The sequence below is a fragment of the Streptomyces sp. CB01580 genome (genome assembly GCF_001905795.1).
Lineage (GTDB): Bacteria > Actinomycetota > Actinomycetes > Streptomycetales > Streptomycetaceae > Streptomyces.
In genome coordinates this window covers 63,285-78,438 of record NZ_LIXJ01000022.1, presented here as the reverse complement: position 1 = coordinate 78,438, position 15,154 = coordinate 63,285, and the positions used below count along the sequence as shown (strand labels likewise).

The following is a 15,154-nucleotide window of genomic DNA, read 5'->3' as shown; positions in this document are numbered from 1 at the left end:
TACCCGAATCCAAGGAGCGGCATGACAGTCCACGGCCTCACGCGATCCCTGAGCACCGGAACGGAGGGGGACGTTCCTGTACGGCGGCGCGGTCCCCGCAGGGCTCTCCTGGACTGCTCGAAGGCGGCGTTGCTCGTCGCGCTCGTCCTGGGGGCCGGTACGGCATGCAGCAAGGAGGCCCTGGACGACGCGGCCTCGGGCGGCACCCACAAGTCCAAGGACTGGAAGGTCGGCGACTGCGCCGGGCCCGACGCGAAGGAGTCGAAGGACGCCTACCAGGCCCTGGAGTGCGACGACCCGAAGGCGACGATCAAGGCCCTGGAGATCAAGGACGGCGCCATCTTCGCCGACTCGATCCAGTGCCCGGCCGGCACCGACGTGATCATCTCCGTGAAGATCTCCTTCGGCCCGAGCCAGAGCACCGGTGGCATCCCCAGCAAGACCGTCTGCGGCCGGAACCTGTCCGGCGACCACCCCGGTGACGCCGGGGCGGGCGGCGGCCAGCTGGTGAAGGGCGACTGCGTGGACGACCAGGCCAAGGAGGTGCCCTGCGGCAAGGGGGGCAGCGGCGTGTTCAAGGTGCTCGCCCTGACGAAGACGGCCAAGGAATGTCCGTCCGGCACCGACAACCCCATCGAGCTGTTCCCGAGCCCCGGCCGTCCGTACAACGCGATCTGCACCAGCAAGGCCTGAGTTCCGTGCGCCCCGAGGGCCTCGCGCGCCGAGGGCCCTCCGAGGGCTCCGTGCGGGCCTGCTGTGGGTCTGAGCTCGTCTTTTCGGGGGCCCTTCCGGGGGCGTACTGAGGGCGCACGGAGCGCGTACTGAGGGCGTCCTGAGGGCGCGTCACGGGCATCCGCCACTTCGGTGGCGGATGCCCGTTCGTTCGTGTCCGCTCCTCTCCGGGCGCTCAGTGTCGTCCGGCGAGCCGGTCCGCGGCCTTCGCGATGGGGTCGGTGCCGGGGCGGGGCGAGGTGAGTTCGCGGCGGTCGGCGGCGCGGTAGGCGGCGTACATGCCGTGGACGCCGAGCCAGCGGAAGGGCTCGGGCTCCCACTTGCGGACCTTGTGATCCACCCAGGGCAGGGTGGTCAGTTCCGTGGGACCCGACTGGCCGGAGTCCTGCTGGATCAGATCGCGCAGGGTGCGGGCGGCGAGGTTGGTGGTGGCGACGCCGGAGCCGACGTAGCCGCCGGCCCAGCCCAGGCCCGTGGAACGGTCGAGGGTGACGGTGGCGCACCAGTCGCGGGGCACGCCGAGGACGCCGGACCAGGCGTGGTCGATGCGGGCGCCCGCGGCGACGGGGAAGAGTCGGACGAGGATGTCGCGGAGCGCCTCGATGGTGGCGGGCTGGGTGCGGCCGTCGTTGTCGGTGGCCGAGCCGTAGCGGTACGGGACGCCGCGTCCACCGAGCGCGATGCGGTCGTCGGCGGTGCGCTGGGCGTACATATAGGCGTGGGCCATGTCACCGAGGGTTTCGCGGCCCTCCCAGCCGATGGCGTCCCAGACGGACCGCGGGAGCGGCTCGGTGGCGATCATCGAGGAGTTCATGGGGAGCCAGGTGCGCTTGTGGCCCTTGAGGTTCGCGGTGAAGCCCTCGGTGCACCGCAGGATGTACGGGGCGCGGACGGTGCCGTACGGGGTACGGGCGTGCTTGGGCTCGATGGCGGTGACGGGCGTCGACTCGTGGATGGTGACGCCGAGCGCCTCGACGGTCGCGGCCAGGCCCGTGACGAGCTTGACCGGGTGCAGCCGCGCGCCGTGCGGGGTCCAGGTGGAACCGACGGCTCCGGTGACGTTGACGCGCTCGCCGGTCTCGCGGGCGCCCCGCAGCACGCGGTCTGTCTCGCCGAAGGCGATCTCCACGGAGTGGAAGTCCTTGAGGCGGGCCAACTGGGCGGGCGTATAAGCGACTTCGAGGACCCCGCCCTGATGGATGTCGGCGTCGATGTCCTCCTCCGTGGCGACGCGCACGACCTCGGCGACGGTGTCGTTCATCGCCTGCTGGAGCCGGACGGCCGCCTCGTGGCCGTGGAGCTTCGCGTAGCGGTCGCGCCCGGCGATGCCGTTGTAGAGCCAGCCGCCGTTGCGTCCGGAGGCGCCGTAGCCGCAAAAGTTGGCTTCGAGGATGGTGATGTTGAGGAAGGGGACGGCCTTCTTGAGGTAGTAGGCGGTCCAGAGTCCGGTGTACCCGCCGCCCACGATGCAGACATCGGCCGTGCTGTCGCCGGGGAGAGGCTCCCGGGCGATGGGGGTGCCCCGGTCCGCGTACCAGAAGGATATGCCGCCGTTGACGGTGCTGACGGTGCTCATGTTGTCCCTGCTGTCCCTGCTTCGTCCGGTGTGAAGGCTGTGGTGGTGGGGGGCTTTCCGGCTTGCGCCGGGGCGGACGTTACTGCGCCGGAGGGTTTCCCGTCCCGTGCGGGGACGGGTAGCCGGGCCCGTCGTGGGACTCGTCGCTGGATCCGTCGCTCGACTGGTTGGGCTGCTTGGACTGGTCGGAATGGCCGGGCTGGTTGCCGGATGGGTGGCGGGGCCGTTCGTGGCGCGGGCTCCGGGGCCGGGCCCCGTCCCCGTCCCGGCCCTCGTCTCCCTCGTCCCTGCCCTCGTCCCGGGCCCGGCCCCGGGTCAGCGGATAGCAGGCCAGGCCGATGAGCACGGCGGTGAAGTGCCCGAGGTCGGTGAAGGTGCTGCGGCCGCTGATGAGCGGGATGGCGTAGAAGACGGCGACGGCGAAGAGATACACGTGCCGCCAGGGCGACGGAACCCGGTAAGTCAGGACGGCGACGACACCCGCGAGCGCGTAACTGACACCGATGTCGAGCGTATGGGTGGCGGCCGGTGTCACGTACCCGTTCCTGATGGCCCAGGCCAGTACGCCTTCGCTGACGAGGGTGGCCAGGACGTGCGCCGCGGCGGCGACAGCGAGCCAGCGCAGGGTGCCGAGCCATCGTTCCGCGCGGGCGTGGAAGACGGTGTAGAGGACGGCGTACGGCGCCCACAGGCCGTTGTCGGTCCAGAAGGCACTGGCGATCAGTACGCGTAGGGGGTCCTCGGAGAGTTCGTGGAGGTTGGTGGACCGTCGGCGCAGGAAGGCCTCCTCGAAGTCCGGGGACATCTGATGGATGATCACGGTCGTGACGACGAGCGTGGTCAGCCACAGGTAGGTGCCGGGCGCGCTGCGGATCCACGGGCCGACCCCGTAGAGCCATGAGCCGACGCCGCGGAGCCGCGAACCGGTGGTGGTGTGCGGCCGGTCGGGTGGAGCGGGGCCCGGCCGGCCGGGCGGGGCGGGGCTGCTGGGGGCCATATCCGATTGACGCACGGCTCTACGATCGTTCGTGTGATCGACATCCCGGACGCACTGCGCGCCACCCAGTCCAAGTACAACGGGGAGACCGGGCGGGCCTTCCTCGCGGCGCTGCCGGGGAGGGCGGCCGAGTTCCTGGAACGGTGGGGGCTCCGGCCGGACGGCGCGGCTCTCCACGGGATGTGTGCGCTGGTGCTTCCGGTGATACGTGAGGCGGACGGCCGTCCGGCGGCGCTGAAGCTCCAGCAGGTGGACGAGGAGACGGCGGGCGAGCCGGTCGCGCTGCGGGTGTGGGGCGAGGCGGGCGCGGGGGCCGTGGAACTGCTCGACCACGACCCGGCGACGGGGACGATGCTGCTGGAGCGGCTGGACAGCGGGCGTTCGCTGGCAGGAGTGGCGGACGACCGGGAGGCGGTCCGCGTTCTGGCGGAGCTGCTGGCCCGGCTGTCGTCCGTACCGGCTCCGGCCGGGTGCGGGCTGCGGCGGCTCGGGGACATCGTGGCGCGGATGCTGGAGGAGGCGCCGGGCGCGGCGGAGGCGTTGTCGGACGAGGCGGAGCGGCGGTTGCTGACCGACTGCGCGGCGGCGGTGCGCGAGGTCGCGGGGGAGCCCGGGGACCGGGTGCTGCACTGGGACCTGCACTACGGGAACGTGCTGGCGGGTGGGGCGGCGGACCGTGGTGCGGCGCTCCAGGAACGGGACCGGGAACGGGGCCGGGACCAGGGCCGGGGCGGGTGGGGAGCTGCTGATCACCGCACGGCCGGCGACCGCTGGGTGGCCATCGACCCGAAACCGCTGGTCGGCGATCCGGGGTTCGAGCTGTTTCCGGCGCTGGTCAACCGGTTCGACGCGGCGGCAGTGCGGTGGCGGTTCGACCTGATGACGGAGGCGCTGGGCCTCGACCGGGAGAGGGAACGGGCGCGGGCCTGGACGTTGGGGCGGCTGCTGCAGAACGGGTTGTGGGCCGTCTCGGACGGGGAGCGGCGGCTGGAACCGGAACAGGTCGAGATCGCCCGGCTGCTGCTGGGGCGGGGATGAGAGGGCGTGGCCGACGGGTACGGGGCACCGGGTGCGGGCCGTCGGGTGTGGGTCTGTGGACCTGCGGAGCGGTGACGTCGGGCGCGGACACTCGGGTTCGGACCGGCGGGCGGTGACGTCGGGCGCGGACCGTCGGGTGTGGACCGGCACGCGTCGGTTCTACGCTGCCTCCATGATTCGTACTGCTACCCCTGCCGATGTTCCCGCCATCCACGCCATGATCCGTGAACTGGCCGACTACGAGAAGGCCCTGCACGAGGTGAAGGCCACCGAGGAGCAGCTGCGCGAGGCACTGTTCGGCGAGCGCCCCGCCGCGTACGCGCACATCGCCGAGTCGGACGACGACGGCGAGGCCGTCGGATTCGCGCTGTGGTTCCTGAACTTCTCCACCTGGCGCGGGGTGAACGGCATCTACCTGGAGGACCTTTACGTACGGCCGGAGCGGCGCGGCGGCGGGCACGGGAAAGCACTGCTCACGGAGCTGGCACGGATCTGCGTGGAGCGCGGCTACGAGCGACTGGAGTGGGCGGTGCTGAACTGGAACGCCCCGTCCATCGCGTTCTACGAGTCGCTGGGGGCACGGCCGCAGGACGAGTGGACGGTGTACCGGCTGACGGACGAGGCGCTCGCGAAGCTCGGCGTCCGGTAGGACCCGACCGGCGCCCACCGGGGTACTCCCCGGCAGCGGCGATTGTCACCGTTGATTGTCAGTGGTGTGGTCCACGATGGGGGCATGGCACGCAGCAGCAGGAAGAAGGACACCGTCGCGGCGGTCCGGCGGCCGGAGGTACGGCTGCCGCCGCTGGTTCCGTACGACGGGAAAGGGCTGGAGCCGGACGGGGACTACGACGGTCTGCGCTTCGACGGGACGGACCTCGCGGACGGGTCGGGGCCGGGCGCGCGGTTCATGGACTGTGCGCTGGACGGCTGCGCCCTGGACCGTACGGACCTGGTCAGGGCCCGCTTCATCGACTCGGTGCTGACGGGTGTCCGGGGGGTCGGCACCGACCTCGCGGAGGCGTCGTTGCGTGACGTGGAGATGACGGACGCCCGGCTCGGCGGGGTGCAGTTGCACGGTGCCGCGCTGGAACGGGTCCTGGTGCGCGGCGGGAAGATCGACTACCTGAATCTGCGGAAGGCGCGGCTGAAGGACGTGGTGTTCGAGGGCTGTGTGCTGTCCGAGCCGGACTTCGGGGAGGCGCACCTGGTGCGGGTGGAGTTCCGTGACTGCGTGCTGAAGCGTGCCGACTTCAGTTCCGTACGGATGGAGTCGGTGGATCTGCGGACGGTCGCGGAACTGGACATCGCCAGGGGAGTGGAGCGGCTGGCGGGTGCGGTGATCAGCCCGGACCAGCTGATGGAGCTGGCGCCTGCGTTCGCGGCGCAGATAGGGGTGCGCGTGGAGGCGTAGCGCGTGGAGGTGTGTTCGCCACCGGGCCGGGCGTCCGACCCGGTCGGGCTGGGGCCGGTCCAGCACAGGGGGTCAGATACGGGGGAATCGGGCCTGGAGGTCCCAGATCGCGGGGTTGTCGGCGAGCCCCTCGTGCATGTCGGCGAGGTCCGCGATCAGGTCGTGCAGGAAGTCGCGGGCCTCCCGGCGCAGCAGCGCGTGGTTGAAGGTGAGCGGGGGTTCGTCACCGGGCATCCAGTCGGCCTCGACGTCCACCCAGCCGAAGCGGCGCTCGAAGAGCATGCGGTCGGACGACTCGGTGAAATCCAGCTCGGCGAACTGCCGTTGGTGCGAACGGCTGCCACGCGGGTCCCGGTCGAGCTGCTCGACGATGTCGCACAGGGCCCACGCGAAGTCGAGCACCGGCACCCATCCCCAGGCTGTGGACAGTTCGCGATCGGCTTCGGTGTCGGCGAGATAGACGTCCCCGCAGAACAGGTCGTGCCGCAAGGCGTGGACATCCGCGCGGCGGTAGTCGGTCTGCGGGGGGTCGGGGAAGCGTCGGGAGAGGGAGTAGCCGATGTCGAGCACGGTCCGATGGTGTCATGCCCGCACGGTCGTCAATGTCGCGGTACAGACCCGTCAATGTCGCAGTGCGGATCGGTCAATGTGGCGACGATGAATACCTTCGATCAGGTGGTGCATAGGGAAAATGGGATTCTGACATATGCCGGGTGCATAGTTTTTTTGCGCATGTCCGGCGGAGGGGGCGGCCGAGCCGATCCGTATCGGCCTGGAGAAGCACCCGAGCCTCGCGGTGTTCCCGCTGGTCCTGGGCCCGCACAACGTGCCCGCCGTGACGGACGCCGCACAGGCCGCCGAGGACATTCCGATGGCTGTGTTCTCGGCGATCACGCACGGGAACGATCAGGACATCGCTGCCATACTGGAAGCTCTGGCCGTGGCGCTCAGGACCACGGACGCCGATGCTGCGGCGGTCTTCGCCGAATTCACCGAGGCCGGCCTGGGAGACACCCCGGCCCGCAAGATCTGGAGGGATTTGATGAGCACGAGTCTCAGCCACCTCCACGGCATAGTCGCCGAGAGCTTCCGCAAGGAGGGACGCGAAGAAGGCCGCGAGGAGGGCGTTGCGAGGGAGCGGGCGCTGAGCGTGTTGCGGGTCCTGGACCATCGCGGTGTGGCTGTGGACGAGGCGGTTCGGGAGCGGATCGGTTCCTGTCGGGATCTGCGGGCGCTGGATGTCTGGGTCGACCGGGCGTTCACGGTGAAGACGACCGACGAACCCTTCGCGTGACGAGGCCGGGCTACGGCAGCAGCCGCTGCTCCTTCGCCACGGCCACGGCGCCCGCGCGGGTGTCGACGCCGAGTTTGTCGTAGATGCGGCCCAGGTGGGTCTTGACCGTGGCCTCGCTGATGAACAGCGCCCGGGCGATGTCCCGGTTGCCCAGGCCCTGGGAGAGCTGGGCCAGGATGTCGAGTTCGCGGTCGGTGAGGGCGGGCCGGGGCTCGCGCATCCGGGCCATGACGCGGCTGGCCACGGGCGGGGAGAGCGTGGTGCGGCCCTGGGCGGCGGAGCGGATCGCGGCGAACAGCTCCTCCGGGCGTTCGGCCTTCAGCAGATAGCCGGTGGCTCCCGCACCGATGGCCCGGGTGATGTCGGCATCCGTGTCGTACGTGGTGAGGACCAGCACGTGGACGCCCGTGGCGGAGATTCGGCGGGTGGCCTCCACCCCGTCGATGCCCTCGCCCAGCTGACGACGACGGCGACGGCGGCAGGGCGCACCGCGCGGCGTCGGGGGCGGCGGCCCTCGTACCCCTCGCTGCTCGTCGTCGCCGTTCACGGTCGTCGACGACGACCGTTTTGACCTGCACGGACACACCCATGGTCACCCCGGACGGCCACGCCCGCATCAACCGATCGGCCGATGGAACCGTCGGCCGTTCCGCCAGCCGGGTCGAGCCGGTTCGTCGACCGTACGGGCCCGGAAGCGGCCGGAAGATCGATGGCAGAGCGGGAAACGCTCGCACACCACCGCAGCCGAACGCGCCGAAGGAGCACACCATGGAGAAGAACACGAAGAAGAAGCTGTCGCTGCGCGCCCGTGTCCTGACCGGTGCCGTCGCCGTGGCCGCCGTCGGCGCCGGAACCTTCGGCGCCATCTCCGCCAGCGCCTCCGCCCCGGCCGCCGCCCCCGCCGCCGCGGTCAAGGCCGACGTCTCGAACCGGAACCTCCAGCAGACCACCCACCTGACCGTGGCCGCCGCCACCAAGGCCGCACAGGCCACCCTCGACGCCGCGAAGAAGGAGAACCAGCGGGTCTCCGTCGCCGTCGTCGACCGCAACGGCAACACCATCGTCACGCTGCGCGGCGACGGCGCGGGCCCGCAGTCGTACGAGTCGGCCGTGAAGAAGGCGTACACCGCCGTCTCCTGGAACGCCCCCACCTCCGAGCTGACCAAGCGTCTGGCCCAGGCCCCGACCCTCAAGGACATCCCCGGCACACTGTTCCTCGCGGGTGGGTCCCCGGTGCAGGTCAACGGCGCCCCGGTGGCGGCCATCGGAGTGGCCGGCGCCCCCAGCGGCGACCTCGACGAGAAGTTCGCGAACGTCGGCGTCGCCGCCCTCGCCAGGTAATTCACGAGTCGCCGCCCCAGGCCACCGGCCACGGAACAGGAGAAGAGATGAACGCCCTCGATCGTCGACTGCTCGACGCCGCACGTACCGGCGACACCGACGGGGTGCGGACCGCGATCGAGGGCGGCGCCCGCGTCGACCGTCGCGACGAGGAGCTGCGAACTCCGCTGCTCCTCGCCGTCCACGGCGACCATGTCGAGGCCGCCCGGCTGCTGGTCGCGGCGGGTGCGGACCCGGACGCCCAGGACCGGCGCGAGGACAGTCCCTGGCTGGCGACCGGTGTGACCGGCAGCGTCCGGATGCTGCGGGTGCTCCTGCCCGCCGGTCCGGACCTGAAGCTCCGCAACAGGTTCGGAGGCACCGCGCTGATCCCGGCGAGCGAGCGTGGTCATGTCGCCTACGTGCGCGAGCTGCTCCGGACCACGGACATCGACGTCGACCACGTCAACCGGCTCGGCTGGACGGCCCTGCTGGAGGCCGTGATCCTCGGCGACGGCGGCAGGGCGCACCAGGAGATCGTCGAGCTTCTGCTGGAGGCGGGGGCGGCACCGGATCTTCCGGACGGCGAGGGCGTCACGGCGCTGGAGCACGCGGAACGCCGGGGCTTCGCGGAGATCGCCGCGCTGTTGCGGGACGCCCGGTGAACGCGCGTCGGGTGCTGACGGCCATCGCCACTGCGGTCGTGCTCGCGGGCTGCGCGACCGATACGCGGGCCGACCGGTAGGCCGACACACGCGCCGGGGCACAGGGCAGTACGCAGCCCGGCACACGGCACGGCGCGGACGCCGGGGCGCACTCCAGCACGCGGGGTGAAGATCCGCGTCCTGCGGTCAGCCCGGCCGCCCCCGCGCCCTCGGCCTCCTCCGCTGAGCCCCGCGCCCTGGTCCGCTGAGCCCCGCGTCCCGGTCCGCCGATCCGGTCCGTCGAGCCGGTCCGCGCCCTGGTCCTGGAGCCTCCCGGGCGGCCTCGGATGCCTGGGAGAGGCCGCGCCCCGGGCCCGGAGCCTCCCCCGGGCGGACCGCCGCCGGGAAGCCCCCGTCGCCCCGGCGAGGGCCGGTGCTCGCCTCTCCGGCGACGCCGCCGGTGTCCGTCACCCCGGCGGTCGGTCACCCCGTGCGTCCGCCCGGTACGCGCCTAGGATCGCGGGTGTGAAGCAGCGAATACCCGTACGTCGTACGGCGCGCGCACGCCGCACGGCACGTCCGCGCCGCACAGCGCGCGGACGCCGTGCGGGACCCATATGCCGCCCGGCACGTGCCGCCGCTCTCGCGCTGCTGGTTCTGGCGGCCTCCACCGCCTGCACCGGCAGCGGCGGGGTCGACGGCACCCCCGGCGCCTCGGGCCTGCGCGATCCGTACTTTCCGAAGCTCGGCAACGGCGGCTACGACGTCACGCACTACGACCTCGTGCTCGACGTCGACCCGGGCGCCCACCGGCTGCGCGGCACCGCCACGATCACCGCGCGCGCCACCCAGGACCTCAGCGCCTTCAACCTGGACCTCGCCGGGCTCACCGTGCGGTCCGCCACCGTCGAGGGCCGCCCCGCCGCCGTCAACCGGGCCGGCCACGAGCTGACGCTGCGGCCCGACGCCGGGATCGGACACCGGCTCCGCAAGGGCAGGACCTTCCGCGCGGTCGTCCGCTACTCCGGCTCCCCGGAGATCCTCACCGACCCCGACCGGTCGGAGGAGGGCTGGCTCAGGACGTCGGGCGGGGCGGTCGCGCTCGGCGAGCCGACGGGTGCCATGGCCTGGTTCCCCGGCAACAACCACCCCAGCGACAAGGCGTCGTACGACATCGAGGTCACCGTCCCCCAGGGCCTGACCGCCGTCTCCAACGGCGAACTGGTTTCCCGTACCACCTCCCGCGCCGCCACCACCACGGGTGGCGCCCCGGACGGCGCCTCGGGAGGCACCAGCACGTACCACTGGCGCGTCGCGGAACCGATGGCCAGTTATCTCGCCACGCTCGCCGTCGGCCGCTTCGACACGAAGGCGTCGAGCACCCCGGACGGCATCAAGGTGTTCACCGCCGCCGACACGGCGGTGGCGGCCCGGAGCGCGGCGGTCCTGGCCCGCGTCCCCGAGGTCGTGGCGTGGGAGGCGGAACGGTTCGGGCCGTACCCCTTCTCCGCCACGGGCGCGATCGTCGGGCGGGACGGGGACGCCGGTTACGCGCTGGAGACCCAGAACCGGCCCTTCTTCCCGGGACCGCCGAGCGTCGGGCTGCTGGTCCACGAGATGGCGCACCAGTGGTTCGGGAACTCCGTCACGCCCGCGAGCTGGCGGGACATGTGGCTCAACGAGGGCCTGGCGACGTACGCGCAATGGCTGTGGGAGGACGACAAGGAGGGCGAGCCGGTCGAGGACCGGTTCGAGGCCGCCTTCGGCAACGACGACAACTGGGCCTTTCCGCCCGCCGAACCGCCGACGGCCGCGGACATCTCGCGGGCGCCGGTGTACGGACGCGGCGCGATGGTCATCCACAGGATCCGGGAGGCCGTCGGCGACGACGAGCGCTTCTTCGCGCTCGTGCGGGGCTGGACACGGGCCCACCGGCACGGCACCGCGTCGACCGCCGACTTCACCGCCTATGTGGACGCCCATGTGGAGCGGGTGACCGGCAAGGACCTGACGGAGTTGTGGGACACCTGGCTGTACGGGAAGAGCCGGCCCGCCCCGAAGGACTGACCGGCTCCCGTTCCGCACAGCTTCTCCGCGCAGTCCCCAGGGTGGCCCGAGTGGCCCGGCAGGGCCCGGACGACCGGTGCGCGTCGGCGCTACTTCACGTTGACGCCGTCCCAGGCGGCGTCGACGGCCGCGAGTTCGGCGCTGTCCGCTCCGTACAGATCGGTCGCCGCCTTCTCGGTCGCCGTGCGGGCGCCCGCGTAGTCGGTGCTCGACGTCATGTACTGGGAGAGCGCCTTGTACCAGATCTGGACGGCCTTGTCCCGGCCGATGCCGGTGACGGTGGAGCCGTCGGCGGTCGGGGAGTCGTAGTCGACGCCGTTGATCGTCTTCGCGCCGCTGCCCTCGGACAGCAGGTAGAAGAAGTGGTTGGCGACGCCGGAGGAGTAGTGGACGTCCAGGTCGCCGACGTTGCTGTCCCAGTTGTCCGCGGAGCCGCCGTCCTTGCTCGGCTTGTCCATGTAGCGCAGCGGGGTGCCGTCGCCATTGATGTCGATCTTCTCGCCGATGAGGTAGTCGCCGACGTCGGCGCTGTTGTCGGCGGAGAACTCCACGGCGGTGCCGAGGATGTCGCTGGTCGCCTCGTTCAGGCCGCCGGACTCGCCGTAGTAGTCGAGGTTGGCGGTGGACGCGGTCAGGCCGTGGCTCATCTCGTGGCCGGCCACGTCGAGGGCGGTGAGGGCGCTCTTGTTGCCCGCACCGTCGCCGTACGTCATGCAGAAGCAGCTGTCGTCCCAGAATGCGTTGACGTACTCGTTGCCGTAGTGGACGCGCGAGTACGCGGCCTTCCCGTCACCGGCGATGCCGTCGCGGCCGAACGCCGACTTGTAGAAGTCCCAGGTCTTCGCGGCACCGTAGGCGGCGTCGACGGCGGCGGTCTGGCGGTCGTTCCCGGTGCCGTCGCCCCACGTGTCGTCGTCGTCCGTGAAGAGCGAACCGGTGCCGCTCTCGCCCTGGTCGAGGTCGTACGTCTTGTGGCCGCCGCGGTCGCCGTCGGTCAGCTCGTAGCCGGAACCGGCCTGGGTGGTCGTCAGCTCGACCTTGCCGCTGTACTGGCTGTTGCCGACGCCGGTCTCGATGGACTCGTACCGGCGCAGTTCCTTGCCGGTGGTCGCGTCGGTGATGATGTGCAGCCGGCTGGGCGTGCCGTCCTTCTGCGTCCCGTGCCGCACCGAATCGAAGGCGAGGACGGGCTTGCCGTCGCTCGCCCAGATGATCTTGCGGGCGCTCGCCGCGGTCTTGATCTTCGCCGTCGTCGACGGCACGGATATCCGGGCGTCGGTCGCCTTGGTGACGCCCTTGGCCTTGCCGTCACGGGCGGTGTGGGTGATGAGGTCGCCGCCGAGGACCGGGAGCCCGGCGTAGGTGCGCTCGTAGCGGGTGTGGACGGTGCCGTCGGCGTCCTTGATCACATCACGCACGATCAGCTTCTCCTGCGCGCCGAGGCCGAGCGACTCGGCGGTCGAGGAGACGTCGGCCTGGGCCGACTTGATGGCGGCGGTGCGCTGGGAGGCGTTGTTCGCACCGAAGGGGACGGTGCTGCGAGTGGCGGAGGGGGCGCCGGTTCCCTGGTCGGGCGCGGCGTTCGCCGCTCCGGTCTGGACACCTACGACGACCATCGCGGCGACGGCGGCGAGAGCCGCGGCGCGACGGGTGTTCATGTGGGGGGTCATGCGTTCTCCGTTGCTCGTTCCGTGGGGGGTTACGAGCGAAGAGCGTGCCACCGAATGACCAAGATTGACGGTGTACTAACAAATACCTCACATTTTTTTGACCACCTCTTGTCCGTCTGGGGTGGGCTTGTGTCCGCTATTTGACGACTGTTCAGCGGGGTTTGACGTCCTTTTGATTCATGCGGACGCGCGGTGCGCCCGCGTGCCACGCGGGCGCGCGGCCCGCGGGCGCGTGGGCGTTCGGGCACACGACAGACGGGAGCCCCCGGCCGCGGACGAACGGCCGGGGGCTCCCGACGGGTACGTACCGGGTCCGCAGGACCCGGGTGCGTCAGATGTTGACGCCGAAGTCCTGGGCGATACCGGACAGGCCCGAGGCGTAACCCTGGCCGACCGCGCGGAACTTCCACTCCGCGCCGTTGCGGTACAGCTCACCGAAGACCATGGCGGTCTCGGTGGCGGCGTCCTCGCTCAGGTCGTAGCGGGCGATCTCCGTGCCGCCGGCCTGGTTGACGATGCGGATGAACGCGTTGCGCACCTGGCCGAAGTTCTGGCTGCGGCTCTCGGCGTCGTAGATCGAGACCGGGAAGACGATCTTGTCGACGTCCGCCGGCAGGCCCGCCAGGTTGACGTTGATCTGCTCGTCGTCGCCCTCGCCCTGGCCCGTGACGTTGTCGCCGGTGTGGACGATGGTCTGGTCGGGGGTGGACTTGTTGTTGAAGAAGACGAAGTGGCCGTCGGAGACGACCTTGCCGGCCTGGTTGACCGCGATGGCCGAGGCGTCGAGGTCGAAGTCGGTGCCGGTGGTGGTGCGGACGTCCCAGCCGAGGCCGACGGTGACGGCGGTCAGGCCCGGGGCCTCCTTGGTGAGGGAGACGTTGCCGCCCTTGGACAGGCTTACAGCCATGGGAAGTCCCTTTCATCGTCGAGTGCGGGCTTCATGCCATCACGAAGCTACCGTCACTGGTCATAACGCGGACAAGGGACCACGAGGTTCCTGCCCCCTTTACTTTCTTTACCGAAGTCCCCCGGTCGGCCCGGTCCGGTCGGCTCGTCCGGGCGGCCCGCTCCCGGTCGGCGCCCTCGTCGGCGCGCCCGTACGACAGGGGCCGGACACGGCCGGGGAGCCGTACGGCAGAAGAACCGGCACGGCCGCCCGGCAGAAGAAGCCGCCCGGCAGAAGAAGACGTTCGGCAAAAGAAGGTGACGGACACCCGTTGGGGCGGGGAACATGGGTGTCATGTCCGGGCCCTATGTCATCCGCGGCTCGGTCTCCCTGCCGGAGGCCGAGCTCATGTGGCGTTTCTCGCGCTCCTCCGGCCCCGGCGGACAGCACGTCAACACCAGCGACTCCCAGGTGGAACTGCGTTTCGACCTCGCGGCGACCGAGGCGCTTCCCCAGGTGTGGAAGGAACGGGCGCTCCAGCGGCTGGAGAACAGGCTCGTGGGCGGGGTCGTCGTGGTGCGGGCGTCCGAGCACCGGTCCCAGTGGCGCAACAGGGAGACGGCTCTCGTACGGCTCGCCTCCCTGCTGGCCGAGGCCACGGCGCCGCCCCCCAAGCCGCGCCGCAGGACCAAGATCCCGCGCGGCATCAACGAGCGCCGACTGCGCGAGAAGAAGCAGCGCGGCGAGACGAAACGCGGCCGCTCCGGCCGCGACTGGTGACGGCCGCCGCGCGCACCGTGAGGGGCAGTGCCGTACGGGCCGGCATGCGCGCACCGCGCCGCCTCAGCCCAGGTGCCGGTACCGCCCCCGGAAGTACATCAGCGGAGATCCGTCCCCGCTGGGCAGGGCCGCGCTCAGCACCCGGCCGATCACCAGCGTGTGGTCGCCCGCCAGGACCCGTTGCTCGGTGCGGCACTCAAGGGTGGCCAGTGCTCCGCCGACCAGGGGCGCACCGGTGAACTCCCCTCTCCGGTAGGGGATGTCCTCGAACAGCAGCCGGTCGCTGATCCGGCCCCTCATCGCGAACCGCCCGGCGATGTGCCGCTGGCTCTCGGCGAGCACGGAGACCGCCCACAGCGGCTGTTCCGACAGCAGGTCGTCCATCCGCGAGTCGTTGCGCAGGCTGACCATGACCAGCGGCGGGTTCAGCGACACCGACATGAAGGCGGTCGCCGTCATCCCGACGTCCTCGCCGATCCCGTTCTCGTCCAGCGGCGGTTCCTCGGCCGTGACCAGTACGACTCCGGCGGCCAGTCGGGACAGCGCGGCCCGGAACTCATCATTGCTCACCCCCTCAGCATGGGGGACGAGGTTCTGGTGAACGAGGTCCTGGGGGACGAGGCCCTGGGGAGTGGGGCCGGAACGCGGGGCGGGGGACTCTGTCTGCAACACACCGGCACGCTATCCGCGGCCGGGGCGCGGCCGCATCGGGCCAGGGGACCATCCTGGTCCTAGGACC

The 15,154-nt window shown here is 71.2% G+C and carries 14 protein-coding genes and 2 pseudogenes; 9 read left to right on the top strand and 7 right to left on the bottom strand.

The window, feature by feature from the left end; translation table 11 throughout:
• Positions 1–21: 21 nt before the first annotated feature.
• The gene (locus tag AMK22_RS27215; RefSeq protein WP_073789255.1) at positions 22–693 is read left to right on the top strand and encodes a hypothetical protein; all 672 of its coding nucleotides are present in this window, start codon (positions 22–24) and stop codon (positions 691–693) included.
• A 214-nt stretch (positions 694–907) separates the two neighbouring features.
• Here AMK22_RS27215 and AMK22_RS27210 read toward each other — a convergent pair whose 3' ends face one another.
• Entirely contained in the window at positions 908–2,308 is a 1,401-nt protein-coding gene (locus AMK22_RS27210) for an NAD(P)/FAD-dependent oxidoreductase (protein WP_073789254.1), read from the bottom strand.
• Between the two features lie 310 nt (positions 2,309–2,618).
• Positions 2,619–3,305, bottom strand: a pseudogene (locus tag AMK22_RS27205) (rhomboid-like protein); the annotation flags it as partial.
• Positions 3,306–3,311: 6 nt separating this feature from the next.
• Here AMK22_RS27205 and AMK22_RS27200 point away from each other — a divergent pair.
• The 3 genes from AMK22_RS27200 (at position 3,312) to AMK22_RS27190 (ending at position 5,754) form a co-directional block, all read left to right on the top strand.
• Entirely contained in the window at positions 3,312–4,343 is a 1,032-nt protein-coding gene (locus AMK22_RS27200; RefSeq protein ID WP_443333319.1) for an aminoglycoside phosphotransferase family protein, read from the top strand.
• A gap of 172 nt (positions 4,344–4,515) precedes the next feature.
• On the top strand, positions 4,516–4,992 hold the full coding sequence (locus AMK22_RS27195) for a GNAT family N-acetyltransferase (RefSeq protein WP_073789341.1): 477 nt from the start codon (positions 4,516–4,518) through the stop codon (positions 4,990–4,992).
• 84 nt (positions 4,993–5,076) lie between these two features.
• Complete coding sequence (locus AMK22_RS27190; protein ID WP_073789252.1) at positions 5,077–5,754, top strand: pentapeptide repeat-containing protein; 678 nt, start codon at positions 5,077–5,079, stop codon at positions 5,752–5,754.
• 72 nt (positions 5,755–5,826) lie between these two features.
• Here AMK22_RS27190 and AMK22_RS27185 read toward each other — a convergent pair whose 3' ends face one another.
• Positions 5,827–6,324, bottom strand: coding sequence for a hypothetical protein (locus AMK22_RS27185; protein ID WP_073789250.1), 498 nt, complete (start codon positions 6,322–6,324; stop codon positions 5,827–5,829).
• Positions 6,325–6,589: 265 nt separating this feature from the next.
• On the opposite strand from AMK22_RS27185, the gene AMK22_RS27180 reads away from it, so the two are divergent.
• Positions 6,590–7,048, top strand: a complete 459-nt coding sequence (locus AMK22_RS27180; protein WP_242434148.1) for a hypothetical protein — start codon at positions 6,590–6,592, stop codon at positions 7,046–7,048.
• A gap of 10 nt (positions 7,049–7,058) precedes the next feature.
• Here AMK22_RS27180 and AMK22_RS27175 read toward each other — a convergent pair.
• Positions 7,059–7,508 (bottom strand): annotated as a pseudogene (locus AMK22_RS27175) (LuxR C-terminal-related transcriptional regulator); the annotation flags it as partial.
• A 308-nt stretch (positions 7,509–7,816) separates the two neighbouring features.
• Between AMK22_RS27175 and AMK22_RS27170 the strand changes: the two are divergent.
• The 3 genes from AMK22_RS27170 (at position 7,817) to AMK22_RS27160 (ending at position 11,079) form a co-directional block, all read left to right on the top strand.
• Positions 7,817–8,389, top strand: coding sequence for a GlcG/HbpS family heme-binding protein (locus AMK22_RS27170; RefSeq protein WP_073789248.1), 573 nt, complete (start codon positions 7,817–7,819; stop codon positions 8,387–8,389).
• A 47-nt stretch (positions 8,390–8,436) separates the two neighbouring features.
• Positions 8,437–9,033 (top strand): ankyrin repeat domain-containing protein, encoded by a 597-nt coding sequence (locus AMK22_RS27165; RefSeq protein WP_073789246.1) that lies wholly within the window; start codon positions 8,437–8,439, stop codon positions 9,031–9,033.
• A 594-nt stretch (positions 9,034–9,627) separates the two neighbouring features.
• Positions 9,628–11,079, top strand: coding sequence for a M1 family metallopeptidase (locus AMK22_RS27160; RefSeq protein WP_073789340.1), 1,452 nt, complete (start codon positions 9,628–9,630; stop codon positions 11,077–11,079).
• An 89-nt stretch (positions 11,080–11,168) separates the two neighbouring features.
• Here the strand turns inward: AMK22_RS27160 and AMK22_RS27155 are convergent, their stop codons facing one another.
• Together AMK22_RS27155 and AMK22_RS27150 are read right to left on the bottom strand one after the other, a co-directional pair.
• Positions 11,169–12,749, bottom strand: coding sequence for a M4 family metallopeptidase (locus AMK22_RS27155; protein WP_073789244.1), 1,581 nt, complete (start codon positions 12,747–12,749; stop codon positions 11,169–11,171).
• 331 nt (positions 12,750–13,080) lie between these two features.
• Positions 13,081–13,656, bottom strand: a complete 576-nt coding sequence (locus AMK22_RS27150; RefSeq protein ID WP_073789243.1) for a TerD family protein — start codon at positions 13,654–13,656, stop codon at positions 13,081–13,083.
• 324 nt (positions 13,657–13,980) lie between these two features.
• Between AMK22_RS27150 and arfB the strand changes: the two genes are divergently transcribed.
• Entirely contained in the window at positions 13,981–14,415 is a 435-nt protein-coding gene (arfB, locus tag AMK22_RS27145) for an alternative ribosome rescue aminoacyl-tRNA hydrolase ArfB (RefSeq protein ID WP_073789242.1), read from the top strand.
• Between the two features lie 63 nt (positions 14,416–14,478).
• Here the strand turns inward: arfB and AMK22_RS27140 are convergent, their stop codons facing one another.
• Positions 14,479–14,985 carry a flavin reductase family protein gene (locus AMK22_RS27140; protein ID WP_073789241.1) on the bottom strand — a complete coding sequence of 169 codons (507 nt, stop codon included), beginning with the start codon at positions 14,983–14,985 and terminating at the stop codon, positions 14,479–14,481.
• Positions 14,986–15,154 lie beyond the last annotated feature (169 nt).